Origin of the sequence: Amycolatopsis keratiniphila subsp. keratiniphila, assembly GCF_001620365.2 — a bacterium.
GTDB lineage: Bacteria > Actinomycetota > Actinomycetes > Mycobacteriales > Pseudonocardiaceae > Amycolatopsis > Amycolatopsis keratiniphila.
This window is the reverse complement of record NZ_LQMT02000034.1, coordinates 180,174-203,643: the sequence shown is the minus strand read 5'-3', so window position 1 is coordinate 203,643 and position 23,470 is coordinate 180,174. Positions and strand designations below refer to the sequence as shown.

Below are 23,470 nucleotides of genomic sequence, written 5' to 3'. Positions count from 1 at the left end.
ACACACCTCCAAAGGTCAGGGACGGCGGACCACGAACGGTCCGAGGGCGAGCAGGTCGATGGGGGCCGAACCGAAGCACTCCAGGGCGTCCCTTGGCGAATCGACCATCGGCCTGCCCGCGGTGTTGAGACTGGTGTTGACCACGGCGGGCACGCCGGTACGCCGTTCGAACGCGCCGAGCATCCGCGCCACGAGCGGTTCGGCGTCCGCGTCGACCGTCTGTACCCGGGCCGTACCGTCGACATGGGTGACGGCCGGGATGCGGTCCCTCCATTGTGGAGCGACGTCGTGCACGAAAAGCATGTAGGGACTGGGAAGCGGGCCGCGGGAGAAGATCTCGCCCGCGCGTTCGGCGAGCACCATCGGCGCGACCGGACGGAACTGTTCGCGGCCCTTCACGTCGTTCAGCCGTTCCAGATTGGCCTCGTGTCCGGGATGCGCGAGCAGCGACCGGTGGCCGAGCGCCCGCGGGCCGAACTCGGACCGGCCCTGGAACCAGGCCACGATCCGGTTTTCGGCCAGCGCTTCGGCGACGGCCTCGGCGACGTCGTCCGGCCGCTCGTAACGCAGGCTCGCGGTCTTGAGCGCGTTCTCCAGCTGGTCGTCCGTCCAGCCGCGACCGAGATCCGCGCCGGTCATCGGGCCACCGCGCTCGCCGAACTCCGCGGCGAGCTCCAAGGCGGCGCCGAGCGCGGTGCCGGCGTCACCGGCGGCGGGCTGGACCCAGATCCGGTCGAACGGTCCCTCGGCGTGGAGCCGCGTGTTGGCGACGCAGTTGAGCGCGATCCCGCCCGCCAGCGCGAGGTCGGTGTGCCCGGTGTGCTCGTGGAGCTTGGCCGTCAGGTCGAGCAGCACGTCCTCCAGGCACCGCTGGACGCTCGCGGTGAGGTCGGCGTGGACCTGCCCCGGCTCCTGTCCCGGCTCGACGGCGGGAGCGAAGGACGCCCAGTCGATCTCGTCGGTGCGGAACCCCATCCCGTTGGTGTGCACGCTTTCCGCGATCCGGTCGAGGAAGCGGGGCTTGCCGTAGGAGGCGAGGGCCATCACCTTGTACTCGTCACTGGACCGGGCGAAACCGAGGTGTTCGGTCAGGTCCTCGTACATCAGCCCGAGGGAATGGGGGAGCCGCTGCTCGGCGAGCTCCTCGAATTTGCCGTCGCGATACTCACCCGCGAGGTAGGACGTGCTCTCGCCCCGGCCGTCGGCGACCAGCACCGCGCAGTCGCCGAACGGCGCGGCGAGCGCGGCCGATGCGGCGTGCGCGACGTGGTGCCGCACGAAGCGGACGATCGCGGGATCCAGCCCCGGCAAGGCCGCCTTGAGGAACCCTGGGGCCCGGCGGGCGAAGTCGGTGCGGAGACATTCGTTCTTCCCGTCGTGGCCCGCCATACCCGGCTCGACGAGCGCCGGATCGTAGGAATAGCCGACGGCGTCGAGATCCTGGGCGGAGATCCCCGCCTCGGCAAGGCACCAGGCGGCGGCCTCGGCAGGCTGTTCCCAAGCGGAGAACGGCACCGGCCGCTTGCCGTGTTTGCGGCGGCTGAACCGTTCTTCCTCAGCCGCCGCCACGATTTCGCCATCGACGACCAGGGCAGCGGCCGGGTCGTGGAAGACGGCGTTGACACCGAGTATGCGCACCGGGCCACCTCTCCGGTCGGGGCCGCGGGCCGTGACCCGCGCTTACTCCCGTAGCGCTACCCGGTGCGTTCGGGGATAAACGATGCGGCGCAAAAGCCCAGGACGTCGCTACTGAGCGAAGCGTCTCTCGGGGGATTTGGGTGAGGCGGCGCGTGTGATCAGACGGACGACACGCGTGACTGGACGGACGACACACGCCTGATCCGAACCCGGCCCCGTGTCGTCCGCCTGGACACGTGTGTCGTCCATCTGATCACGGGTGTCGGCCATCCAGTCACGCGCCGGGTGTTGACGATGTGGGAATTGGGACACTCAACGTCCTGATTCCTACATCGTCACCACCCGGCGCGGCGAGTGCCTCCGAAACGCGACTCGCGAGGTCAGGCGCCGGCGGCCGGATAAGGACCCGACCTCTGCCGCGTGAACCAGGCGACCGTGCGCGGAAGTCCTTCCGCCAGCGCGATCTCCGGCTCCCAGCCGAGTTCGCGGCGGGCGCGGGAGATGTCCGGGCACCGGCGGGACGGATCGTCGACCGCGGCGTCGATGTATTCGATCCGGGAAGCGCTGCCTGTGACGGCCAGGATCTCCTCCGCGATCCGCAGCACGGTGAGCTCGTGCGGGTTGCCGAGGTTCACCGGGCCGGGCACATCGGAACCGGCCAGCGCGATCAGGCCGCGGACGGTGTCGTCGACGTAGCAGAGCGAACGGGTCTGGCCGCCGGTTCCGGTCACGGTGAGCGGCGCGCCCGCCAGCGCCTGCCCGATGAACGTCGGGATCATGCGACCGTCGTCGGGACGCATGCGAGGACCGTAGGTGTTGAAGATCCGCGCGATCCCGGTGTTCACGTCCCGCTCCCGGCGCATGGCCGAAGTGAGTGCCTCGGCGTACCGCTTGGCTTCGTCGTAGACGCTGCGCGGGCCGATCGGGTTCACGTGCCCCCAGTATTCCTCGCGCTGCGGATGCTCCCGCGGATCGCCGTAGACCTCGCTCGTCGACGCGAGGACGAACCGGGCGCCGTCGCGTTCGGCGATGTCCAACGCCCGCTCGGTTCCGTACGAGCCCGCGCGCAGCGTCTCCAGCGGAAGCCGGAGGTAGTCGCGCGGCGAGGCCGCGGACGCCAGATGGAAGACGACGTCGAAGGGGCCCGGCGCGGTCATCGGCCCGGTGACGTCGCGGGAGAGGAGCCGGAAGTCCGGACGGTCGAGCAGATGTGCCACGTTGACGGTGTCGGCGGTGGCGAAATTGTCCGCCGCGACGACCTCCGTGCCCGCCTCCAGTAAGCGTTCGCACAGGTGCGAACCGACGAAACCCGCGCCCCCGGTCACCAGCGCTCTGTCCATGGCGACGGACTACCCGGAGTGAGGCCGGGGAAAACCGTGTGAACCGGGACAAGCCGGGTAAGCCCCGGGTATGCGTGCATTGGTTATCGGCTGGGCCAGCTTCCGTCACGGCGAGGCGACCGCGGGAGACGTGCTCAGCATGCGCAGGGTCGACGAGGCGTTGAACACCATGGGGTTGCCGCACGATCTGGCGTGGAGCCCGGTCTACCGGCCTGGGGACGTCAACTACGAAGAGGTGGATCCGGCCCGGTACAGCCACGTGGTCTTCGTCTGCGGACCGGCGCACGGATGGCAGGTCCGGGAGGTGCACCGGAGGTTCGCCCATTGCCGCCGGATCGCGGTCGGGGTGTCGGTGATCGACCCGGACGACGACACGGTCCGGGACTTCGACGAGGTGTTCGCGCGGGATCGGGACAAGGTCGGCACACCGGATCTCTCCCTCGGCGCGCCGACCGACGAGGTGCTGGTGACCGGCGTGATCCTGGCACCGCCGCAACGGGAGTACGGCGACTCCGGTCGCCACGCGGAGGTGCACGCGTCGGTGCGGGAGTGGATCGCCGGGGTCGACTGCGCCCGGGTGCCGCTCGACACGCGGCTGGCGTCGTCGGATTGGGAACGCTGCGAGACACCGGACCAGTTCTCTTCGATCCTGTCGCATCTGGATGTCGTGGTCACGACGCGGCTGCACGGCCTGGTGCTGAGCCTCCGGGCGGGGGTGCCCGCGCTGGCCATCGATCCGGTCGCGGGCGGTGGCAAGGTCACCGCCCAGGCCGACGCGCTCGGCTGGCCCGCGCTCGTCCCGGCCGAAGAAGCGGGTGACCGGGACGTGCTCGACTCCTGGTGGCGCTGGTGTTCTTCGGTGCAGGGCCGGGCGGTGGCGGCGCTGCGCGCGCTGCCCGCCGACAACGGGCTCTTGCGTGACATGGTGAAGGCGCTCAAGACCAGGCCGGTGCGATGAGCGCCGCGACGACGGTGGTGATCGCCACCCGCGACCGGGCACCGGAACTGGAACGGACGTTGCGAGAGCTGACCGCGTTGCGGCCGCCACCGCCGATCGTCGTGGTGGACAACGGTTCGTCCGACGGCACGTCGGCCACGGCGGCCGCGTTCGACGGTGTCCGGGTGGTCCGGTTGCCGCGCAACATCGGTGTGGCGGCGAGGAATCTCGGCGTCGCGGTGGCCCGGACGCCGTATGTCGCGTTCAGCGACGACGACTCCTGGTGGGCCGAAGACGCCCTCGCCGAGGCCGAACGGATCCTCGACACCCACGACGACGTCGGCTTGGTCGCCGCGAAAACGCTGGTGGGCGAGGAAGAACGCGAGGATCCGGTCGTCCCGCTGATGGCCGCGAGCCCGCTCGGCAGGCCCGAGGGACTACCCGGACCGGCCGTGCTCGGCTTTCTCGCCTGTTCCGCGATCGTCCGGCGGACCGCGTATCTGCAGGCCGCCGGCTTCCATCCGCTGCTGCGTTTCGGTGCCGAGGAGCGCTTGCTGTCCTACGACCTGGCGGCGCGCGGGTGGTGGCTCTGCTACGCGGAGGCGGTGCGCGCGCATCATCATCCGTCCCCGGTGCGGCCGTCGCCGTCCTGGCGGGAACGTGCCGAACTCCGCAACCGCATGCTGATCACGGTCATGAGACGGCCCGTGCGCCGGTGCCTCACCGAGGCCGGCCGCGCGCTGGCCAGGGTGCCGCGGGAGCCACACGTGCTGGCCGCGCTCGCCGGTGTCCTGCGGCGCTTGCCGTGGGCGCTCGCCGACCGGCAACGACTGCCCGCTTCGGTGGAACGCCGGATCCGGGTACTGGAACACGCCCATGGAGGATGAAGTGCAGGACCGGATCACGGTCGTGGTGATCACGCACAACCGTCGCGCGCAGCTGCTGGAGACACTCGCCTCGATGACCGCGCTGCCCGACGCGGCGCCGATCGTGGTGGTGGACAACGCTTCCACCGACGGCACCGCGGACGCCGTCGAAGAACGGTTTCCCTCGATCCGGCTGATCCGCGCGCCGCGGAACCTCGGCGCCGTCGCGCGCAATCTCGCCGTCCGCGACGTGGAGACGCCGTATGTGGCCTTTTGCGACGACGACACCCGCTGGCAGCCCGGGGCCCTGCGCCGCGCCGCCGACCGGCTCGACGCGTTTCCGGGACTGGGCGTGGTGACCGGCCGGTGCCTGGTGGAGCCGTCACTGACCGAGGACCCGATCACCCCCGAACTGCGCCATTCGCCGGTCCCCGGCCCGGAATGGCTGCCCGGTCCCGCTCTGCTGGGTGTCATGGCGGGCCTGTCGGCCGTCCGCGTCCGCGCGTTCCACGACGTCGGCGGCTTCTCCGACCGGATGTGGCTCGGGGGAGAGGAGGAGCTGTTCGCCCTCGACCTCGCGAGCAAGGGCTGGTGGATGTGCTGGGACGAGGAGATGGTGATCCACCACGCTCCCTCACCCGTCCGCGATCCGCGACGGCGCCGTCAGCTCGGCATCCGCAACACGCTGTGGACGTTGTGGCTGCGGCGCCCGCTCGGCAGCGTCCTGCGCCGGATGGTCACGGTGCTGCGTTCGGCGCCCCTCGACCGGGCGACGTTCGCGGCGGTGGCGGAAGCGATCCGGGGGCTGCCGTGGGTGATGCGGGAACGCGCGGTGGTCCCGGCGGCGGTCGAGCGCGGGCTGGTCATGCTGGAGGAGTCGCAACGGAACTCGGTGGCGCGCCGGTACGTCGGGTGACGTCCTGCGCTTCTCGCGGGGCCCGGCAGGTTGCGAAAGCCACTTTCGCAACCTTCAACGTTGCGAAAGTGGCTTGGCTTTCGCAACGTCGGCGAAGAACAACCCTCAGGAAGGTGAAGCGGCCGCGACTTCCGTCTCCCCGGTCAGAACACGACTGTAAGCGCGCAAGGAATCCGAAGCGACCCTGTCCCAGGAATACCGCGCCCGCACCCGATCGGCCCCGGCGAGCCCGAAAGACTCGCACAACGAAGCGTCACCGAGGAGACGCCGCAACGCGGCCGCCAGCTCCACGGGATTGCGCGGAGGGACCAGCATCCCGGTGACCCCGTCGACGACGGTGTCGGTCAGCCCGCCGACGGCGGTCGCCACGACCGGGACACCACACGCCATCGCCTCCAGCGGCACGATGCCGAACGGTTCGTACCAAGGGGTGCAGACCACCGCGTCGGCGGAACGCAGGAGCGCCGGCATCTGCTCGCGCGACACGAGCCCGGGCAGGTGTACGCGGTCACCGACGCCGGCCCGGTCGGCGATCGCCCGCAACCGCCGGACCTCCGGTGCCTTGTCGAGCGGACCGGCGTCCGGGCCGCCCACGATGACCAGTTCCGTGTCCGGGAGCGAAGGCAGCGCGGCGATGGCGAGGTCGAAACCCTTGCGCGGGACCAGCCTGCCGACGCTGACGATGCGGCGCCGGGCCGTCCGGTGCGCGACCTCACCGTCCGGGGTGAACGTGGTCAGGTCGACTCCACAGGGGACGACGGAAGCACGCGAACGCGGCAGCCCCATCCGCACGAGTTCGAACACCTCGTCCGAGCACGTCGCGATCACGCGGTCGGCCTGTTTGGCGATCATCCGCTCCAGCCGGATCCGCTCGGCCGGGCTCGTGTCGGCCTTGCCTTGATAGCGGCGTTTCACCACCCCCAGCGCGTGAAAGGTCTGCGTCACCGGGATCCCGAGATCTTTCGCCGCGAGAATCGAAGCCAGGCCGGACATCCAGAAATGCGCGTGGACGACGTCCGGCCGGTCCTTGGCCCAGCGGGACCGCAGCACCCGGCCGAACTCGCCCATATGCGGCAGCAGCTCGTCCTTGGGCAGCTTCTTGGCGGGCCCCGCCGGGACGTGGACGACGCGATAGCCGTCCGGCGTCTCGACGGTCGCGGGGACACGGCGGTTGTCGCGGCGCGTGTAGACGGTGACGTCGTGGCCCTGCCTGCTCAGCGCGGCGGAAAGCGCCGCGACGTGGACGTTCTGACCCCCGGCGTCGGCTCCGCCCATGGCGGCGAGCGGGCTCGCGTGCTCGGAAACCATCGCGATCCTCATCGGGCTCCTTCCCTCCGCCTCCGGCGGAATCAAGCGGTCACCTCGGCCAGCAGGGCGTCCCAGCGGGTGAGGAACGCGTCGAGCCCGTAGTGGCTCACGGCGAACTCACGCGCGGTTTTCCCTGCCAGCACGGCGAAATCGGGTTCATGGACGAGCTCGCGGTACGCCTTCGCAAGCGCCTTGATGTCGGTCGAGACGGCGCCGGCGTCCGGCGGGACCGCGTGTACCGCTTCGGTGGTGGCCAGTGCCACGACCGGCATGCCCAGATGCATCGCTTCGAGCAGCGAGAGGCCCAGCGACGTCCACCGCGCGGTGTGCAGGTAGACACGTCGCCGGGCCACTTCGGCGTGCAGCTCCTCGCTCCGCAGATCACCCCCGGGACGCACCGCGGGGTGGCGGCCGTCGAGCTCTTCGGCACCGATCCCGTACACGTCGACCGGCGCGATCTCCGCGAAGGCGGGGAGCAGATCGGTTCCGGTGATCCGGCCCCGCCGCACGGGCTCGTTGATCAAGGCCGCGCCGTGGGGCAGTTCCCCGGTGTACCGCTCACCGGGATCGGGGATCCCGTGCGGGACGACCACCGTGGGCGCGAGACCGGAGTCCCACATCAGTTCGTTGAAATGGGTCACGTGGACCAGCGGGATGTCGTCGCGGTCGGCCAGCGGATGCCGGGTGGTGACCGCGTGCTCCCGGGGCGTGTTGTGCTCGACGTAGACGGCGGGCACTTCCTTGCCGGGACGGCGGCGCAGCCACCGCGCGGCCAGATGGATCTCCTCGGGCCGTTGGAGGATCACGACGTCGACGTCGAGATCCTTCAGTTGGTCGACCGGCACCTCTTGGGCGGAGGGCCACTCACGGCCACTGAGGCCGCGGCCCCACGGTCCGCCTTCGTCGAGGAGCGGCAGGAAACAGTGATGGCCACCCCGGACGAAAGCCTCGGTCCAGGAACCGTGCACATGCCACAGGAGAATCCGGAGCGAGGCCGTTTTCGTCATACCCGCCAGGTTGCCCGTTGTGGACGGACTAAACGTTTTCCCTTGTCTTACTTTGCTTTCGCCGGGAAACGCGAGTGGAGGCGATGCCAACCACGAGCGCCAGGAAGGCGGTCACCCCGTGGAGGACGTTGTCGGCCCAGTTGAGGTTGACCGCGTCACCGGCGGAATCGGTCCCCGCCGAAAGGACCCCGAAAGCGGTCAAACCGGTGAATGCCACGAAAACCAGCCAGCTGTAGGCCGGGATCGCGGACGGTTTGAACGCCGCGACCAGACCGAGGACGCCGATCACGGTGCGGATGACGTCGAGCATGCCTGTCGCGCTGAAGATCCACACCGTGTTTTCGCCGACTTCGTTCGCCTCGGGGAGGAAGAAGAAGCCGAGCACACCCAACACGAGATGGACCAGCGCGATGACCAGCACCACCGGTCGCAGTAGGAAGCCAGTCGTACGTAGGTTCATCGGAAAGCCTCCGTTTCGCCGCAAGCTGACCGGGTACCCCTTTGAGCCGCCGTGAAACGCCTCATTCACCGGACTGAGGGTCGGTGTCGTCGTGCGGGTCGCCGGAAGACGTGCCTTGCTCGCCCCGGATCTCTTCGCGGTCTTCCTGGTCCAGTTTCTCGCTGTCGGTGGAATCGCCCTTGGCCGGACCGGTGTCCATGAGAGTCTCCTTTGCTCGGTTTCCTCGTGATTACCCGCTTTCTCGCGTTCTAGTGATGGTCGGTCGAACGTCGTGAGTGGCGTCTCGGCGTGACTCGCGTGATCAGGCGCGTAACTCGCGTGACTGGAGGCGACACTCGGTGTTCCGCCGCTGATCACGTGAGTTACGGCTTCGATCACGCGAGTGCGGTGCCGCAAGCCGGGCCTTGGCGGTCTCGGAGTTCGATGACATCGGACGCTCGCCGGGGGCCCGGTCGAGCGTGGAGGATTTGGGACGTTGAATGTCTCCATTCCTCCACACTCGAATCACGCGCCCGGACGAGGGTTGGCTGCTCGGCGTTGTCAGGTGTCGACGATGTGGGAATTGGGACGTTGAACGTCCCAATTCCCACATCGTCGAGGGGCAGCCAAGGTCATGCCGAGTGGGGAGGATTTCGAAGGTAAAAATGCCGGTCCGCCAGAACCCGAAACGCCACTCACGACCCGCTGGACCACTGTGGACGTTTGGCGCCGCACGGCCGGGGTAGCCGGGAGCAACTACGGCGAACCGGAGGGGACATGACCGCGATCTCCCAGGCAGCAACGATTCCACTCTCCCCGGCGCGGCCATGGCTGCTGCGGCCGCCGGGGGTCTACCGCCCGCAGCACGACACGTGGCTGCTGGCGAGCGCGTTGAGCGCGGCGGGAATGCCCCGTGAGGCTAAAGTCCTCGACCTCTGCACCGGCACCGGCGCCCTCGCGCTGACGGCCGCGGCGCACGGCGCGAGATCGGTGACCGCCGTGGACATCTCCCGGCGGGCGCTGGCCGCGGTTTGGGTCAACGCACGGCTGCGCCGTCTCCCGGTGCGGCCGCTTCGTGGCGGTTTGGCCGAGGCGGCGAGCGGCGGACTGTTCGACGTCGTGCTGGCGAATCCGCCGTACGTGCCCTCGCCCGTGCCCGCCACCGGGGCCGCGCGGGCGTGGGACGCCGGGCCGGACGGCCGGATCGTGCTCGATCAGGTCTGTGCCCAGGCGGCCCGGTTGGTGGCGCCGGGCGGCTACCTGATGATGGTCCACTCCGCGGTTTCCGGCCCCGACAGGTCGTTGACGCAGTTGCGGGCGGCGGGAATGACGCCGTCGGTGGTCGCCACCCGGTCGATCCCCTTCGGACCGGTCATGCGGGCGCGGGCGGCCTTCCTCGAAGCGGCGGGCCTGATCGAGGCCGAGCAGTGCCATGAGGAGCTGGTGGTGATCCGTGCCGACCGGCCGTAGGACCAGGGTCCGGCTCGAACCCGGCGGGCCCCTCCTGGTGGAGGGGCCGGTCGAGGTCGTCACCGACGACGGCGAGACGGTGACCTCGGATCGCTTCGTGGTCGCCCTCTGCGCTTGCCGCCGCAGCAAGCGCTACCCGTTCTGCGACACGAGCCACCGCCGCCGGTCACGGCAAGGGATGCAGCGGCCTGAGCAGTGAGCTCTCCCCGGCCGACCAAGCGCCCAGCAGGTGCTCGGTCAGCCGGGTTTCCAGCAGGTCGGTGGCCTGGATGCCCAGCGCGACGTCCGCCGCCAGTCCAGGTTCCCGGTCGAGCAGATCGCCGACGACGTCGTGCCGCAGCACCTGTTCGTGCACCGCGTCGGCCTCGATGTGCTCGGTGTAGAAGTAGCGGCATTCCGGTGCCGCGCCGAGACGTTCCAGCGCCTGGTCCATCCGCCGGGCGGCGGGCGCGGTGGTGATCTCGGCGGCGGCGAAATGCCCGACGAGCGCGCCGCGCAGGCTCCGGTGCAGCCCGAACAGCGACATCATGTTCACCGTCGCGAGCATGCACGCGGGAACGTGATCGAGGTAGGCGAGGTAGCCGTCCGACAGGCCGGCGGCGGTCAGCAGATCCCCGAACAGCCGGGAGTGCGCCTGATCGGCCCGCCCACCGCCGAACTCGTCGAACTCCACGGCGACCAGCGCGGCCTTGGCCCTGCCCCGCAGCCGCGGGATCACCCACGCGTGGGGATCGGCCTCCTTGAGGTGGTAGATCGACCGCTGCGCGAAGTACTCCTCGACGTGCCACCATTCGCCCTCGTCGCGCAGGAAGTGGGAGACGCCGCCGCCGTCGACCGGTTCGACGAGCAACTCCTCCAGCAGCCCTCCGACGTCGTCGCCGCCGGGCACGGCGGCGCGGATACCGTCGAGGAACACGTGCTCCAGGACGGATCGGAAGGCGAGGAGCCGGGAATCCCACTCCCACTCCGAGTCGACACCGTCGAAACCCTGGTAGTGGAGCTCGTAGCAGACGTGCAGCGCCAGCTGGAGGTCTTCACCGAACGGGTCGGCGCCGGTCGCCACTTCGGGGTCGAAATCGTCTCGGCGTCCGCCCGCCAGGGTGTCCACCACGGCGGCGGAAAGCGGGCCGCGGATCTCGGGCAGCCTCGCGGCCACGTCACGGTCGATCGTCGTCATGCCGCGCGGGTACCCGATCTAGGCGTGCGGAACCGTCTCTTCGGTCAGCATCCGCAACACCGCGATCTCGCCGTCGGCGGCGGCCCGGCGCTGCCGTTCGGCGCCGGTGCCCTCCCGTTCCAGGCGGCCGAGCAGGGTGCGGACGAGGTCCGTGTCTCCGGTGTCCGCCAACGCCTGCCTCGTATGTGCCAGCAGCGCGGCGACCCGGTCGCCCACCGGGACCGGCTTTCCCGCCACCGGGTCGACGGCCGGTCCCGAAAGCCCGTGCCGCGCGGCCGACCACACGGCCGCGGCGGCGATCTGCGGATCCAGCGGCGTGGCCTCCACCCCGTGGTCCAGTTCGGCGAGGGCGGTGCGCACCAGAGCGCGCGTCAGCAGCCCCTGCAGGACGGCTTCGTCCACGGTGGACGCGGTGTCGGCGGCACGGACCTCGACCGTCGGCCACCGCGCGGACGGCCTGGCGAGCCAGAAGGTCTGGTTCTCGTCCACCAGGACCCCGCAGTCCACCAGCTTCCCGACCTGTTCCTCGTAAGCGGCGGCGTCGGCGAAGTACGGCGCGACCCCCGAGCCGGGGAACCGGCTCTGCTCCACCATCCGCCAGCTCTCGTAGCCGGTGTCGCGGCCGCCGTCGAAGGGCGAGTTGCCCGACAACGCCAGCAGCGTGGGCAGCCATTCACCCAGATGGTTCACCACGGCGACCGCGGTCTCCCGGTCGGGCACGCCGATGTGCACGTGGCATCCGCAGGCTTCGTAGGCCTTGACCACGCCCGCGTACAGCGCGTCGACCTTGCCGAACCGGTCGGGGGCGTCGAGGTCGCGCTCGGGTGAGGGACGCGGGGGAGTGCCGGCGGCGATGATGGCGCAGTCCTCGCCCGCGGCGGCTTCGGCGAGCGTGCGGCGTCCCGCGGTCAGCTGCTCGTACAGCTCGTCGGCGGTCTCGCAGACGCCGGTGGCGGCCTCGATCTGGGTCGGCCGCAGTTCCCGGTGGACCGCCGCGCCGTCCGGCAGCGGACAGCAGATCCGGTGCCGTTCGAGTACGGCGTCGGCCCGGGGACAGCTCACCCCGGTCCTGGGATCGACCAGCAGGAATTCTTCTTCGATGCCGATACTGGTCGTCATCACCGCTCCCGCTTCTTCGGCAGCGCGCGTACGGCCGGCCCCTGGATCACCGACCCGTCCAGGCCGAACCTCGAACCGTGGCACGGGCAGTCCCAGGTCTTCTCCGCGTTGTTGAACGCGACGAGGCAGCCGAGATGGGTGCAGTGGGCGCCGACGGCGTGCAGCTCGCCACCCGGATCGCGGTAGGCGGCGACGAGTTCGCCGCCGTCCCGGGTCACCTTCGCCTCGCCGGGCACGAGCTCGTCCAGGGAAGCGGGTTTGCGCAACGCGCTGAGATGGTCGCCCACCAGGAATTTCGCCACGGTGGCGTTGTTCTCCACGGTCGAGATCGCCGAGCGGAGGTCGAAGCGGTTCGGGTCGTACAGGCCCGCCGACGGGTTGTCGCGTCCGGTGAGCAGATCCGCGAGCAGCAGCCCGGCCGCGGTGCCGCCGGTCATCCCCCACTGGCCGAAGCCGGTGGCGACCCAGAGGTGACGGCTCGCCGGGTGATAGCGCCCGACATACGGTACGGAGTCCAAAGTGGACAGATCATGCGCGGACCACCGGTGGGTGACCCGGTGCACGCCGGCGTGCTCGCGGGCCCACGTGGCCAGCCGCTCGTAGCGGCTCTCGACGTCGACGGAGTCGCCGACCCGGTAATGCTCGCCGCCCACGACCGCGTACGGGACGCCGTCATTGAGGTAGCTCCGCACGGAGTGGTGGGTGTCGGCGTCCAGGTACATCCCATCAGGCGGGCGGTTCCCCGCCACCGGACCGGCGACCACCAGATCGCGCACCGGATCGAGCCGGGCGAAGAACAGGCCGCGGTCGAACACCGGATAGTGGGTCGCCACCACGACGTCACCGGCGCGCACGTCACCCGAACTGGTGCGCACCTTGGTCCCGCCGAGTTCGTCGAGCCCTTCCGCGCGTACCCCCTCGATGATCGTCCCGCCCGCGCGCTCGATTTCGGCGGCCAGCGCGAGCAGCCAGCGGCGCGGGTGGAAATGCGCCTGCGACGCGAACTTGACCGCGCCGACGGCGGGTACGTCGAGGTCGACCTCGGTGACGTAAGTGGCCGGGAGACCCGCCTCGGCGGCCGCTTCCGCCTCCCGTTCGAGGCTTTCGACGGTCTCGGGCCTGGTCGTGTAGACGAAACTGTCGGAGCGGGTGAACCCGCAGTCGATACCGAGTTCGGCGGTGGCCGCCGCGATCCAGTCGAGGGCGGCCGCCTGCGTGTACGCGTACATCGCGGCGGCTTCGGTGCCCTTGGTCTTGGCCAGCGTGGCGTACTTGAGCCCGTGCTGGGTGCTGATCTTGGCCGTGGTGTGGCCGGAGACCCCCGCGGCGACACGGCCGGCCTCCAGCACGAGGACCGAGCGCCCGGCCCTCGCCAGCCGGTACGCCGTGGTGAGCCCGGCGATGCCGCCGCCGAGCACGGCGACGTCGACCTCCGGCGGCAACGGCGTGCCGGTGCGATCGGGAGCGGGAGCCGTGTCGAGCCACAATGAACGCGTTCCGGGCAACTCCGTCATACGAGCCGGATTCCCTGGGAACAGGGCGGGCAAACGCTGGTTTTCCGGCCCATCCGAGCGGGTAGCACTGGCCTATGACCACATCCTCCAGGCACCCAGAGGAAAAGAACATCTTCGTCATCGGTCTCGACGACTCCAACGACGAGGTGCTGAGACGAATCCCCGGCGCCGGCCGGTACCGCTTCCATGCGCTGCTCTCGCCGGAGGAGCTCCAGCACGGCGAAATCCCCATCGTCGAACTCGTGGAGAAGGCGGAGGCCCAATTGGACGCCTTCTCCGGACAGATCGACGCGATCGTCAGCTACTGGGACTTCCCGTCCTCGACGATGGTGGCGATGTTGTGCGAGAAGTACGGGCTCCCGGGTGTTTCGCTCGAGGCCGTGCTGAAATGCGAGCACAAGTACTGGAGCCGTCTCGAACAGGCGAAGGTGATCGACGAGGTGCCGTCGTTCGGCATCGTCGATCTGGACGAGGACGACCCCCGCCCGCCCGAGGGCGTCGACTACCCCATGTGGCTCAAACCGGTGAAGTCGTTCTCCTCGGAGCTGGCCTTCCACGTCGCCGACGACGACGAGTTCGACAAGGCCGTGGCCGAGATTCGGGCCGGTGTCGACCGGGTGGGCAAACCCTTCGAGCGGGTCCTCGCCACGGTCGACCTCCCCGAAGAGGTGGCGAACGCCGGTGGAGCGGCGTGCCTCGCCGAAGGGGAGCTCAACGGTGTGCAGGCCGCGACCGAAGGCTATGTCTACAAAGGACAGGTCACCGTCTACGGTGTGCTCGATTCGATCAACTATCCCGATTCGACGTCCTTCCTGCGGCATCAGTACCCGTCGCAGCTGCCCGTGGACGCCGTCGAGCGGATGAAGGAGATCTCCGTCCGGGTGATGGAGCAGATCGGCTTCGACAACGCGACGTTCAGCATCGAGTTCTTCTGTCATCCCGAATCCGGGCAGGCCTGCCTGCTGGAGATCAACCCGCGGCATTCGCAGTCCCACGCGGAGCTGTTCGAGTCCGTGGACGGGGTGGCGAACCACCAGATCATGGTCCGGCTGGGCCTGGGGCAGGATCCCGGAGCGCGACGGAACCGGGGCGACTACCGGATCGCGGGCAAGTGGTACTACCGCCGCTTCAGCGACGCCCTGGTCACCCGGGTGCCCACCCGCGCCGAGATCGCCGACCTCGAGGCGGAGATCCCCGGGGTGAAGATCGAACTGGTGGCCGAGAAGGACGTCCGGCTCTCCGATCTGCCCGAACAGGACAGCTACAGCTACGAACTCGCGCACATCTTCGTGGCGGCGCAGACCGAACGGGAGATGGAGAGCAAGTACCGGCGGTGCACCGAGGCGCTGCGGTTCGACTTCGAGGAGGGATAGCCCATGCGGACGGTGGCTTCGCTGCCGTACGAGATCACCGAGGAGGACCATGTCTGGATCCCGGTCTCCGACGGCGTCCGGCTGTCGGCCCGTATCTGGCGGCCGGTCGCTTCGGACGGCGAGCCGGTCCCCGCGATCCTGGAGTACATCCCGTACCGGCACCGCGATCTGACCTCGGTGCGGGACTCGGTGCACCATCCGTACCTCGCCGGGCACGGCTACGCGTGCGTCCGCGTCGACATCCGCGGTTCGGGGGAGTCGGAGGGGATCCTCGCCGACGAATACCTCGAACGGGAGCAACTCGACGCCGAGGACGTCCTCGAATGGATCGCCGCGCAGCCATGGTGTTCCGGCCGGACCGGCATGATGGGCATCTCCTGGGGCGGGTTCGCCGCCCTGCAGGTGGCGGCGCGCAAACCGCCGAGCCTGACCGCGATCGCGATCTCCTCGTTCACCGACGACCGGTACTCCGACGACATGCACTACATGGGCGGTTGCCTGCTGTCGGACAACGTCGCCGAAGCCTCCACGATGTTCGCCTACGCCACCTTGCCGCCCGACCCGGCGCTGGCGGGGGAGCGGTGGCGCGACCTGTGGCACGAACGGCTGGAGAACTGCGGTCTCTGGGTGGGCGAATGGCTGAGCCATCAGCGGCGCGACGAATACTGGCGGCACGCGTCGGTCTGCGAGAACTACAGCGACGTCCAGGTGCCCGTCCTGGCCTCCAGCGGCTGGGCGGACGGGTACTCGAACGCGGTCTCGCGGCTGCTGGCCAACCTCGACGTGCCGCGGCGCGGGCTGATCGGGCCGTGGTCGCACAAGTACCCGCATCTGGGACGGCCCGGCCCCGCCATCGGCTATCTGCAGGAATTGGTCCGCTGGTGGGACCACTGGCTCAAGGACGTCGAAAACGGCGTCATGGACGTGCCGATGCTGCAGACCTGGATGCAGGACAGCGTGCCGCCGTCGACCTCGTACGAGGATCGCCCCGGCCGCTGGGTGGGGGAGCCGTCCTGGCCTTCGCCGCATGTGCACCCGTCCGAGCATCGGCTCGCGCGGCACCGGATCGCCCGGCCCGGCGAGGAGGTCCCGGCGGAGGACCTTCCGGTGGAATCGCCGCTTTCGGTCGGCCAGTTCGCGGGCAAGTGGGCTTCCTACAGCGCTCCGCCCGACCTGCCGTACGACCAGCGCGAGGAGGACGGCGGCTCGCTCGTCTTCGACACCGACGAGCTCGCCGAGCCGTGCGAGATCCTCGGCTCGCCGGTGGTGGATCTGGAGGTCTCGGCGGACAAGCCGGTGGCGCAGGTCGCCGTCCGGCTGTCCGACGTCGCGCCGGACGGCCGGGCGACGCGAGTGACCTACGGACTGCTGAACCTGACCCACCGGGACGGGCACGACGATCCGGAGCCGCTCGAACCGGGCGAGCGATACCGGGTGCGCGTCGAGTTGAACGCCGTCGCGCAGGCTTTCCCCGCCGGGCACCGGATCCGGCTGTCGATCTCCTCGTCGTACTGGCCGCTGGCGTGGCCGCCGCCGGAACCGGCCAGGGTGACCGTCCACACCGGACAGAGCACGCTGACGCTGCCGGTGCGGCCGATGGCGGAAGCGGACGAGGTCCCGGCGCGGCCGTTCGGTGAACCCGAAGGCACGGAACCACTGCCCGCCACGCAGGTCGAACCGGGCGAGCAGCGCTGGACCGTCTCCCGTGACCTGATCGGCTACCACTCCGCGCTGGACATCGTGAAGAACGAGGGCAAGGTGCGGTTCGAGGACATCGACCTCGACGTCACGAGGAACGTGTTCGAGCGGTACTCGTGGGTGGCCGACGACTTCTGTTCCCCGGTGGCGGAGACGGCGTGGTCGATGACGTTCGCCCGCGGGGACTGGGAGGCAAGGTCCGAGACCCGGACCCGGGTTTCGTGCACTCCCACCGAGTTCGTGATCGACGCGCAGCTCGACGCTTTCGAAGGTGAGCGAAGGACGTTCTCCCGCAACTGGCATCGGACGGTTCCCCGTGATCAGGTCTAAGACGAGTCTCACGGCGAAGTCACTGCTCGCGTGGCTGCGCCTCACCAAGCGGAAGCGGACGTACGCCGACCTCGGCCGATTCCGCCGGAGCATCGAGAGCAGCCAGGCGAAGGGCGACCAGGGGCCGATCCGCTCGATCCGGCGCCGGTTCGACGTCACGCGGTCCGAAGTGGACGGACGACCGTGCTACACCATCCGCCCGCGCCGCGGCGGGGTCGGCAAGCACGTGCTGTACTTCCACGGCGGTGCTTACGTGCATCAGATCCAGCACGACCACTGGCGGTTCTTCGGGCGGCTGATCGACCGCACCGGCTGCTCGGTCACCGTGCCGATCTACCCGCTGGCCCCGGACCATCAATGCCCGGAGACCACCGCGTTCGTGCGCCGCGCCTACGACGAGTTCGCCGCGGACGTCGAGCCGGGGGACCAGATCGTGATGGGGGACTCCGCCGGCGCGGGGATCGCGCTGGCGCTCACCAAGGCGTTGCGGGACGAAGGCAGGCCGGTGCCGAAGGAGACCGTCCTGCTGTCGCCGTGGCTGGACCTGACGATGAGCCACCCGGCGCAACCCGCGCTGGACGAACGCGACCCGTACCTCGCGCTCACCGGCTTGAACGAGGCGGCGAGACTCTACAGTGGACCATTGCCGCGTACCGATCCCAGGCTCAGTCCCCTGTCCGGTGACCTTTCCGGGCTCGGGGCGCTGACCGTCTACATCGGAACCAAGGACGTTCTCCTCGCCGACGCCCGGCGCCTCCACACGCTGTGCACTGAGCAAGGAGTGCCGCTGAGCTACCACGAGTACGAGGGCATGATCCACGCGTGGATGCTGGCCTCGATCCCGGAGGCGAAGCTGGCCTTGGAGGAGATCTCCCACCTCGTGGATCGATCGCTGGTGAAATCGGTGTAGCCGCGTGACGAGGGGGTAACCGGAGGACAACGGATGGCGTAGCGAGGTTGTGCGTCCGCCGTCCGTGAGGTGGACCGGCGTGGGCAACCCCGGCGGGGCAGGGACGCCGGCGCGCCGGTCACCGCGTCCACTTTTCGCCTGGAGTGCTCGATGGAACGGTTGGAGTCACTGGGAGAACTCGCCGCGCTGGTCCGGCGGCGGGAAGGCCTGTACGTGCGATGGGCGCCGACTCCCGAGCATCGTCCCGGCACGAGCCGGGACGAACTCACCGGAGCGGAACTGCCCGGGCTTTCGGTGAATCCCCTCGATCCCGAACCCTGGTGGCGGGATCAGCCCCTCGAACTCTGGCTGGCCCGTCGGCTCTACGACTACTGCCACCTCAGCCACGAACGCCGTCGTGAGACCAAGCCGTGGGTGCTGGCGGGCCGGATCGTGGGCTCGGGCCCGGACAACGAGCCGCTGCTGACCGACCCCGAACCCGTCGGACGCATCTCCACCTCGGTCCTCGGCGAGGCCCGGGAACTGCTCCGGGACCGGGCGCAGCACAACGCGGACTGGGGACCACTGCGCCGCCCGCCGGAACTCGGCCGGACCTGAAAACCGAACTCGCGTGATTGGGGCCGTAACTCGCGTGATTGAAGCCGTAAGTCACGAGATACGGCTCCAATCACGCGAGTTCCGCTTCCGATCACGCGAGTTACGGCTTCAAGCACGGGTGGGGCGGACCGCGAGGAGGTCCACCACGTCCTCTGGGGCGCGGCGTTTCTCGAAGCGCGCCCGTTGCCGATCGGCGCCGCCGCCCTCGGCGGCCAGCCGAGCGCAGCCGTCGCGGACGAAGTCGAGATCTCCGGTCTCGGCCAGCGCGCCGGCGGCGAAGGTGACGACGTCGTCGAGCACCTCGCTCGCCGGGGCGAGATCGCCGGTCCGGAAATGCGGGCAGCGGCCGGAGAGTCCTTCGCGCGACGCGCGCCAGATCTGTGCCCGCAGCACCTCGTTGGACAGCCTCGGAGGGCGTTCCTCCAAGGCGAGGATCGTGCCGACCAGGCCGCGGATCAGCACCCCGTAAAGGACCGCGTCGCCGACGGTGGCCGCGACGTCGCCGAGCCGGAACTCCACCGTCGGCTGTTTCTCGGAAAGCCTCACGTCCCAATAGACCATCGCGCGGTCGAGGATGGCGCCCGCCCGGAGCCAGGCATCGACGATGCTCTCGTAGTGGTCCAGCGAGCCGAACTGCGGCGGCGCGCCCGCCGAGGGCCAGCGGTTCCATTGCTGGTAACGCCAGCTGGCGTACCCGGTGTCGTATCCGTCGCAGATCGCGGAATTGGCGGTCACGGTCAGCAGCGCGGGCAGGAAGGGCCGCACGTGGTCGATCACCCGGATCCCGGTTTCCCGATCGGGGATGGCGATGTGGACGTGACAGCCGCAGGTGTGCGAGGTCCGCGCGGTCGCCCCGAAATGTTCGGACATCCGTTCGTAGCGCGGATTCGGGGTGATGGCGGGCAGCACCGTTTCCGCGAGCGGTGCACTACCGCTGGGTAACAGGCGGCAGCCCCGCCGTGCGGCGGCTTCGGCCAGGTCGGTGCGCAGGGTCGTCAGCTGCCGCTCGGCCTCCTCGCGGGTCGTGCAGATACCGGTGGCCGATTCGGCCTGGGAGCGGGTGAGTTCCTGCTGGAGTTCACCCTCTTCTTCGTCCGCTGCGTCCACGACGGCGTCGCCCGCCGGGGAAAGGTGACCGGCCCGGTCCACCACGAAGAACTCTTCCTCGACCCCGAAGGTGAGTACGTCCTTGTCCACAACCGCTGATACCCCCGGCCCGTTCGGCACAAACTTGGTTTTCGCAGGTCGCGCACGGGGTATTCCAGGACAATGAGTCCGAAGTCGCAGGAGCCTCCGTATCTGCTGGCCGCACAGGCCGGGTCGGTCGTGCGTCACCTGCAGAGCAGCCTGCGCGCGGGTGAACCGGCCTCGCCCGCGGACCTGTGCCGCACCATCGGGGCGTTGCAGCAGCTCGCCGACGACCTCACTCAGGTCCTGCCCGGCCTGCAGGGACAGCTAGAAGAATGCCTGCTGGCCGGCCGCGTCGGCGCGGGCGACACGGCCGGCGAGGCCTGGGACAAGGTCGCCGACGTCGGTTACGCGCTCGCCCAGGCCCGCACGGGCGGCCTCCTGATGGCCGCGGAGCTCCGCGTTTCGCGGCGCACGCTCGGAGAACTCGCTTCTTCGTGAGACGCCGGGCTCAGCCGACCGGCTGAGCCCGGACCACCGCCACCGGGCAATGCGCGTGGTGCAGCGCGTCGTCGCTGACCGAGCCCAGCAGGAGCCGCCGGAGATCGCCGTGATCGCTCCGGCCGAGCACCAGCAGCGCCGCTTCGCTGGATTGCACGGTCAACGCCTGCGCGGCGGGCCCCACCCCGTGCACCATCTCCACGGCGACGTCCGGGTAGCGCTCCCGCCACGGCTCGAGCTGCCGTCCGACGAGTTCGTCGGCGACCTCCTGGGGAAGCCCGGGTGCCGGATCCAGCACCGGCCCGCCGAGCAGCGGCTCGCTCGCGGGACCCCACAGCGGCATCCGCGCGACGTGGACCGCGTGCACGGTGAGCCCGTGGCGGGCGGCGAAGTCGAACGCGAACCCGGCCGCCTGCGCGCTCTGTTCCGAGCCGTCGGTGCCGAGGATGACCGGCCCGCCAGGCGGCGGCTCGTCCCCGCGCACGACCACGACGGGACGTCCGGCGGTCTTGGTCACGCCGGATTCCGTCGAGCCGAGGACGGCCCTGGTGAACAAGCCCGTATGGGATTCGCCGAGCACGATCATCGCCGCGTCGGCCTCGTCGGCGACCGAGGTCAGGACCTGCTCCGGGATGCCGCCGCGCACGGCCGTGCGGACGTCGAGGTCCGGGTCGGAGCGTTTCAGCGCTTCGGCCATCGAGGCGAGCTGCCGCCGGGAGGGTTCTACTTCCGCGGCTTCGTCGGCGGCCTGGGGGACCGCCTCGTTCAGCGGTGTCGCGACCGGGTCCGACCCGGGTGGGGGAAGCCGGTCGTGGGTGCAGTACGCGAGGATCACGCCGAGGCCGCGGGTCTTCGCCTCGGCGACCGCCCAGCGGACGGCACGGCGGGCCTCGGGCGATCCGTCGAAACCGATCACCACCGGCCCGTGGCCGGTCTGTTCAGCGGACATGGGACATCACCTCCGACCCGCTGGTGGTACCCGCTTTCCGGGGGCTTCAAGCGGACGCCGTTTCGCCGGTCCGCGTGCCTGGGTACCTCTCGTGTATGACTTCCCTGTCAACGCCCCGCGCGCTTGACAAGAAGCGCGCCTTCTCAGCGGCCTCCGAACGGCGGGCGCTCGAAGAACAACGGGTACGCCTGCGGCTGCACGTGAGCAGGCCGACCAGGGGGACCACCGTCGTCAAGATGAACGGACAGGTCGACCTCGGGACCGCGCCCCGCCTCTGGGAGATGCTCGACCAGCGGCTGCACGGCAGCGGCACCACGGTGATCGTCAACCTGTCCGAGCTTGAGTTCTTCGGGGTGTCGGGTATCCGGGCGCTCGAACGGGCGCAGTTGCTCGCCGACGAAACGGGAACGGAGCTGTTCGTCTTCGCGGGTGAATGCCGGTCCGCCTGCCGCCTGCTCGGTCTTTGCCCGAGCGGAACCCTTCACGTGCTGTGACGCGTCACAAGGGCGCGAGCCGAAAGGGCCGCGTTCAGCAGGGCGATGTGTTCGAGCCGGGTGGGGTCCAGCCCGGTGAGATCGGCGATCCGGCGCAGCCGGTAGTCGACGGTGTTGGGGTGCACGTGCAGGGCCGCGGCGGCCTGCCGGCGGCCTCCCCGGTCGAGGAAGGTCTTCAACGTCTGCAGGAGTTCCTCGTTGCCGTCCAGCGGTGTCAGCCGGGTGGCCAGCCGGTCGAGCGCGGGGCCCGGGCGCGAAAGCTGGTATTCGAGCAGGACGTCGTCGAGCCGGTACAGCCCGGGTGGCCGCCCGGATCCGGTGGCGACCGCGAGCACGTCCTGTGCGAGCCTCGCCGCGGCGGGCACACCGGACGGCTCGGCCGCGGCGGTCCCGGCGATGACTTCGGCGCCCGCCGTACGGGCGACGTCGGCGAGGACCCGCTCCAGTCGCGCCCAGTCCCTTGTGGACAGTTCATCGGCCGTGGTTTCGTGCGGTAGCAAGGCGAGCCCGCCGTCCGGCGTCAGCGAAGTCAGGACGGTGCCCCGGATCTGGCGCTCCAGTTCGACCCGCAGCCGCCGGAGCTTGCGGCGTCCGGCGACCAGCGGGTCGACCCCGTCGACCTCCTCGTCCGGATGTGCCCCGACCGACGCCGCGAGGACGATGTAGCACGGCGGCAGCCGCAGGCCCGCCTGTCCCGCCGCGACTTCCGCGGGTTCGCCGTCGAGCAGCGCGGAGAGCACCGTGTGCCGCGCCGACCGCTCGTCGTCGAACATCGTCCGGCGTTCGTCGAGGTAACCCGCGCCGACCGCGGGCGTGACCACCTCCAGATAGCGCAGGGTGAGCGCGTTGACGGCGAGGACGTCGGCGACCTCGTCCGGCCGCGCGTCCGGCGTCAGCGACGCCCAGACCACCTGGATGCCGATGTGGTACGCGGTGAGCACGATGTCGATCGGGATGCCCTCCTCCGCGCGCCGGGCCGCCGATTCGCGGAGGAAGTCGAGTTCCGGCCGTGACGGCGTGGCCCCGGTGCGCAGAGTGTCGATGAAGGAACGCAGGTTCTGCTCGATCACATGTGTGATGTCGCCGCTGAGTTCCTCGGCGGGCAGCAGGCCGTACTCCGGGATCCGGAGGACGATCTCGGAGAGCACCGTCTTCGCGAGCGAAGGCAGGACTTCGGTCAGCCGCTCCGCCAGTGGGCGGCCGCCGATACGGAAGCCTGGATCCTTGTCATCCGTCACAACCGCCCATCATGACAGCTGGTCAGTGCGTGAGCACGTCCCGTGCCGAATCGAGGGTCGGGTGCACGGTGAGCACCGCGTCGAGGCCGAGCAGCGACATTGGGCGCAGCAGGGCCCGCTCCTGGGTGACCAGGACGAACGGAACGCCGGCTTCCTCGGCGTTCGCACGGGTCTGCACGAAGACGGTGAATCCGGACGAATCACAGAAAGTGACCGCGGACAGATCGGCGATCAGCACCCCCGGCTTGAAGCGCAGCTCCTCGTCCAACGCCCTGCGCAGGTCGTCGGAGACGCTGATGTCGATTTCGCCGGTCACGGTGACCACCGTGTCGGTGGCGGAAGCCGTGATCGAGATGTCGAGCGGGGACACGAACCTTCGTGTCGAACGAGGCGGATCGGATGCGGGAGCGCGGTAGTCGGTCAAGTTGACTCCTTGCCGGTGCGGGGGCCGGCAGCCGCCCGTGGGCATGCCGGACCCGAATGAAGGGATCCGGCGGCTGGTGTCTGAACCGCGACAGGCC

Annotated in this window: 24 protein-coding genes; 11 read left to right on the top strand and 13 right to left on the bottom strand. The window is 69.8% G+C overall.

Annotated features, from left to right (window positions below):
- Nucleotides 1–15 precede the first annotated feature (15 nt).
- The gene (locus tag AVR91_RS32835; RefSeq protein WP_063276798.1) at nucleotides 16–1,638 is read right to left on the bottom strand and encodes a carbamoyltransferase family protein; all 1,623 of its coding nucleotides are present in this window, start codon (nucleotides 1,636–1,638) and stop codon (nucleotides 16–18) included.
- A gap of 380 nt (nucleotides 1,639–2,018) precedes the next feature.
- Nucleotides 2,019–2,978: an NAD-dependent epimerase/dehydratase family protein gene (locus AVR91_RS32830; protein WP_063276797.1), complete on the bottom strand. Its 960-nt coding sequence runs from the start codon at nucleotides 2,976–2,978 to the stop codon at nucleotides 2,019–2,021.
- A 70-nt stretch (nucleotides 2,979–3,048) separates the two neighbouring features.
- On the opposite strand from AVR91_RS32830, the gene AVR91_RS32825 reads away from it, so the two are divergent.
- Genes AVR91_RS32825 through AVR91_RS32815 form a run of 3 tightly spaced genes read left to right on the top strand, consistent with a single transcriptional unit; the run spans nucleotide 3,049 to nucleotide 5,697 of the window.
- Nucleotides 3,049–3,936 (top strand): polysaccharide pyruvyl transferase family protein, encoded by an 888-nt coding sequence (locus AVR91_RS32825; RefSeq protein WP_063276796.1) that lies wholly within the window; start codon nucleotides 3,049–3,051, stop codon nucleotides 3,934–3,936.
- Nucleotides 3,933–4,802, top strand: coding sequence for a glycosyltransferase family 2 protein (locus AVR91_RS32820; RefSeq protein ID WP_063276795.1), 870 nt, complete (start codon nucleotides 3,933–3,935; stop codon nucleotides 4,800–4,802). The genes AVR91_RS32825 and AVR91_RS32820 overlap by 4 nt, the downstream gene beginning before the upstream one ends.
- Complete coding sequence (locus AVR91_RS32815; protein ID WP_063276794.1) at nucleotides 4,792–5,697, top strand: glycosyltransferase family 2 protein; 906 nt, start codon at nucleotides 4,792–4,794, stop codon at nucleotides 5,695–5,697. Before AVR91_RS32820 ends, AVR91_RS32815 begins: the two co-directional genes overlap by 11 nt.
- 105 nt (nucleotides 5,698–5,802) lie before the next feature.
- Here AVR91_RS32815 and AVR91_RS32810 read toward each other — a convergent pair whose 3' ends face one another.
- The 4 genes from AVR91_RS32810 to AVR91_RS43440 all read right to left on the bottom strand — a co-directional run bounded on the left by AVR91_RS32810 (nucleotide 5,803) and on the right by AVR91_RS43440 (nucleotide 8,671).
- Nucleotides 5,803–7,017 carry a glycosyltransferase gene (locus tag AVR91_RS32810; RefSeq protein WP_063271489.1) on the bottom strand — a complete coding sequence of 405 codons (1,215 nt, stop codon included), beginning with the start codon at nucleotides 7,015–7,017 and terminating at the stop codon, nucleotides 5,803–5,805.
- Between the two features lie 29 nt (nucleotides 7,018–7,046).
- A complete protein-coding gene (locus tag AVR91_RS32805; RefSeq protein WP_063271490.1) occupies nucleotides 7,047–8,012 on the bottom strand; it encodes a glycosyltransferase in 966 nt (321 codons plus the stop codon).
- A gap of 28 nt (nucleotides 8,013–8,040) precedes the next feature.
- Nucleotides 8,041–8,472: a DUF4383 domain-containing protein gene (locus AVR91_RS32800; protein WP_063271491.1), complete on the bottom strand. Its 432-nt coding sequence runs from the start codon at nucleotides 8,470–8,472 to the stop codon at nucleotides 8,041–8,043.
- A 61-nt stretch (nucleotides 8,473–8,533) separates the two neighbouring features.
- Entirely contained in the window at nucleotides 8,534–8,671 is a 138-nt protein-coding gene (locus AVR91_RS43440; protein WP_167337769.1) for a hypothetical protein, read from the bottom strand.
- 557 nt (nucleotides 8,672–9,228) lie between these two features.
- Between AVR91_RS43440 and AVR91_RS32795 the strand changes: the two genes are divergently transcribed.
- Together AVR91_RS32795 and AVR91_RS32790 are read left to right on the top strand one after the other, a co-directional pair.
- Nucleotides 9,229–9,921, top strand: a complete 693-nt coding sequence (locus AVR91_RS32795; RefSeq protein WP_063271492.1) for a methyltransferase — start codon at nucleotides 9,229–9,231, stop codon at nucleotides 9,919–9,921.
- Nucleotides 9,905–10,120 carry a CDGSH iron-sulfur domain-containing protein gene (locus AVR91_RS32790; protein ID WP_016333547.1) on the top strand — a complete coding sequence of 72 codons (216 nt, stop codon included), beginning with the start codon at nucleotides 9,905–9,907 and terminating at the stop codon, nucleotides 10,118–10,120. The genes AVR91_RS32795 and AVR91_RS32790 overlap by 17 nt, the downstream gene beginning before the upstream one ends.
- Here the strand turns inward: AVR91_RS32790 and AVR91_RS32785 are convergent.
- Genes AVR91_RS32785 through AVR91_RS32775 form a run of 3 tightly spaced genes read right to left on the bottom strand, consistent with a single transcriptional unit; the run spans nucleotide 10,088 to nucleotide 13,731 of the window.
- Nucleotides 10,088–11,098: an iron-containing redox enzyme family protein gene (locus AVR91_RS32785; protein ID WP_063271493.1), complete on the bottom strand. Its 1,011-nt coding sequence runs from the start codon at nucleotides 11,096–11,098 to the stop codon at nucleotides 10,088–10,090. The genes AVR91_RS32790 and AVR91_RS32785 overlap by 33 nt on opposite strands.
- A gap of 18 nt (nucleotides 11,099–11,116) precedes the next feature.
- Complete coding sequence (locus AVR91_RS32780; protein ID WP_063271494.1) at nucleotides 11,117–12,217, bottom strand: carboxylate-amine ligase; 1,101 nt, start codon at nucleotides 12,215–12,217, stop codon at nucleotides 11,117–11,119.
- Nucleotides 12,217–13,731: an FAD-dependent oxidoreductase gene (locus tag AVR91_RS32775; protein WP_076857484.1), complete on the bottom strand. Its 1,515-nt coding sequence runs from the start codon at nucleotides 13,729–13,731 to the stop codon at nucleotides 12,217–12,219. Before AVR91_RS32775 ends, AVR91_RS32780 begins: the two co-directional genes overlap by 1 nt.
- Before the next feature lie 74 nt (nucleotides 13,732–13,805).
- On the opposite strand from AVR91_RS32775, the gene AVR91_RS32770 reads away from it, so the two are divergent.
- The 4 genes from AVR91_RS32770 to AVR91_RS32755 all read left to right on the top strand — a co-directional run bounded on the left by AVR91_RS32770 (nucleotide 13,806) and on the right by AVR91_RS32755 (nucleotide 18,639).
- Entirely contained in the window at nucleotides 13,806–15,104 is a 1,299-nt protein-coding gene (locus AVR91_RS32770) for an ATP-grasp domain-containing protein (protein ID WP_063271496.1), read from the top strand.
- Nucleotides 15,105–15,107: 3 nt separating this feature from the next.
- A complete protein-coding gene (locus AVR91_RS32765; protein ID WP_063271497.1) occupies nucleotides 15,108–17,132 on the top strand; it encodes a CocE/NonD family hydrolase in 2,025 nt (674 codons plus the stop codon).
- Nucleotides 17,119–18,042: an alpha/beta hydrolase gene (locus AVR91_RS32760; RefSeq protein ID WP_063271498.1), complete on the top strand. Its 924-nt coding sequence runs from the start codon at nucleotides 17,119–17,121 to the stop codon at nucleotides 18,040–18,042. The genes AVR91_RS32765 and AVR91_RS32760 overlap by 14 nt, the downstream gene beginning before the upstream one ends.
- 150 nt (nucleotides 18,043–18,192) lie before the next feature.
- The gene (locus AVR91_RS32755) at nucleotides 18,193–18,639 is read left to right on the top strand and encodes a DUF6098 family protein (RefSeq protein WP_063271499.1); all 447 of its coding nucleotides are present in this window, start codon (nucleotides 18,193–18,195) and stop codon (nucleotides 18,637–18,639) included.
- 108 nt (nucleotides 18,640–18,747) lie between these two features.
- On the opposite strand, the gene AVR91_RS32750 is transcribed toward AVR91_RS32755, so the two are convergent.
- Complete coding sequence (locus AVR91_RS32750; RefSeq protein WP_063271500.1) at nucleotides 18,748–19,836, bottom strand: carboxylate-amine ligase; 1,089 nt, start codon at nucleotides 19,834–19,836, stop codon at nucleotides 18,748–18,750.
- Nucleotides 19,837–19,908: 72 nt separating this feature from the next.
- On the opposite strand from AVR91_RS32750, the gene AVR91_RS32745 reads away from it, so the two are divergent.
- Nucleotides 19,909–20,268: a hypothetical protein gene (locus AVR91_RS32745; protein ID WP_063271501.1), complete on the top strand. Its 360-nt coding sequence runs from the start codon at nucleotides 19,909–19,911 to the stop codon at nucleotides 20,266–20,268.
- Between the two features lie 10 nt (nucleotides 20,269–20,278).
- Here AVR91_RS32745 and AVR91_RS32740 read toward each other — a convergent pair whose 3' ends face one another.
- Nucleotides 20,279–21,217, bottom strand: coding sequence for a universal stress protein (locus tag AVR91_RS32740; protein WP_063271502.1), 939 nt, complete (start codon nucleotides 21,215–21,217; stop codon nucleotides 20,279–20,281).
- Between the two features lie 95 nt (nucleotides 21,218–21,312).
- Between AVR91_RS32740 and AVR91_RS32735 the strand changes: the two genes are divergently transcribed.
- Nucleotides 21,313–21,711 (top strand): STAS domain-containing protein, encoded by a 399-nt coding sequence (locus AVR91_RS32735; RefSeq protein ID WP_228708317.1) that lies wholly within the window; start codon nucleotides 21,313–21,315, stop codon nucleotides 21,709–21,711.
- Here AVR91_RS32735 and AVR91_RS32730 read toward each other — a convergent pair.
- Nucleotides 21,699–22,949: a PucR family transcriptional regulator gene (locus tag AVR91_RS32730; RefSeq protein WP_063271504.1), complete on the bottom strand. Its 1,251-nt coding sequence runs from the start codon at nucleotides 22,947–22,949 to the stop codon at nucleotides 21,699–21,701. The genes AVR91_RS32735 and AVR91_RS32730 overlap by 13 nt on opposite strands.
- A gap of 22 nt (nucleotides 22,950–22,971) precedes the next feature.
- Entirely contained in the window at nucleotides 22,972–23,373 is a 402-nt protein-coding gene (locus AVR91_RS32725) for an STAS domain-containing protein (RefSeq protein ID WP_063271505.1), read from the bottom strand.
- Nucleotides 23,374–23,470: the final 97 nt, after the last annotated feature.

Bases quoted from the DNA above. Each gene is read 5' to 3' on its own strand.
- AVR91_RS32830 (WP_063276797.1), bottom strand. From the start codon at position 2,978: ATGGACAGAGCGCTGGTGACCGGGGGCGCGGGTTTCGTCGGTTCGCAC.
- AVR91_RS32825 (WP_063276796.1), top strand. From the start codon at position 3,049: ATGCGTGCATTGGTTATCGGCTGGGCCAGCTTCCGTCACGGCGAGGCG.
- AVR91_RS32820 (WP_063276795.1), top strand. From the start codon at position 3,933: ATGAGCGCCGCGACGACGGTGGTGATCGCCACCCGCGACCGGGCACCG.
- AVR91_RS32815 (WP_063276794.1), top strand. From the start codon at position 4,792: ATGGAGGATGAAGTGCAGGACCGGATCACGGTCGTGGTGATCACGCAC.
- AVR91_RS32810 (WP_063271489.1), bottom strand. From the start codon at position 7,017: ATGAGGATCGCGATGGTTTCCGAGCACGCGAGCCCGCTCGCCGCCATG.
- AVR91_RS32805 (WP_063271490.1), bottom strand. From the start codon at position 8,012: ATGACGAAAACGGCCTCGCTCCGGATTCTCCTGTGGCATGTGCACGGT.
- AVR91_RS32800 (WP_063271491.1), bottom strand. From the start codon at position 8,472: ATGAACCTACGTACGACTGGCTTCCTACTGCGACCGGTGGTGCTGGTC.
- AVR91_RS43440 (WP_167337769.1), bottom strand. From the start codon at position 8,671: ATGGACACCGGTCCGGCCAAGGGCGATTCCACCGACAGCGAGAAACTG.
- AVR91_RS32795 (WP_063271492.1), top strand. From the start codon at position 9,229: ATGACCGCGATCTCCCAGGCAGCAACGATTCCACTCTCCCCGGCGCGG.
- AVR91_RS32785 (WP_063271493.1), bottom strand. From the start codon at position 11,098: ATGACGACGATCGACCGTGACGTGGCCGCGAGGCTGCCCGAGATCCGC.
- AVR91_RS32780 (WP_063271494.1), bottom strand. From the start codon at position 12,217: ATGACGACCAGTATCGGCATCGAAGAAGAATTCCTGCTGGTCGATCCC.
- AVR91_RS32775 (WP_076857484.1), bottom strand. From the start codon at position 13,731: ATGACGGAGTTGCCCGGAACGCGTTCATTGTGGCTCGACACGGCTCCC.
- AVR91_RS32770 (WP_063271496.1), top strand. From the start codon at position 13,806: ATGACCACATCCTCCAGGCACCCAGAGGAAAAGAACATCTTCGTCATC.
- AVR91_RS32765 (WP_063271497.1), top strand. From the start codon at position 15,108: ATGCGGACGGTGGCTTCGCTGCCGTACGAGATCACCGAGGAGGACCAT.
- AVR91_RS32755 (WP_063271499.1), top strand. From the start codon at position 18,193: ATGGAACGGTTGGAGTCACTGGGAGAACTCGCCGCGCTGGTCCGGCGG.
- AVR91_RS32745 (WP_063271501.1), top strand. From the start codon at position 19,909: ATGAGTCCGAAGTCGCAGGAGCCTCCGTATCTGCTGGCCGCACAGGCC.
- AVR91_RS32740 (WP_063271502.1), bottom strand. From the start codon at position 21,217: ATGTCCGCTGAACAGACCGGCCACGGGCCGGTGGTGATCGGTTTCGAC.
- AVR91_RS32735 (WP_228708317.1), top strand. From the start codon at position 21,313: ATGACTTCCCTGTCAACGCCCCGCGCGCTTGACAAGAAGCGCGCCTTC.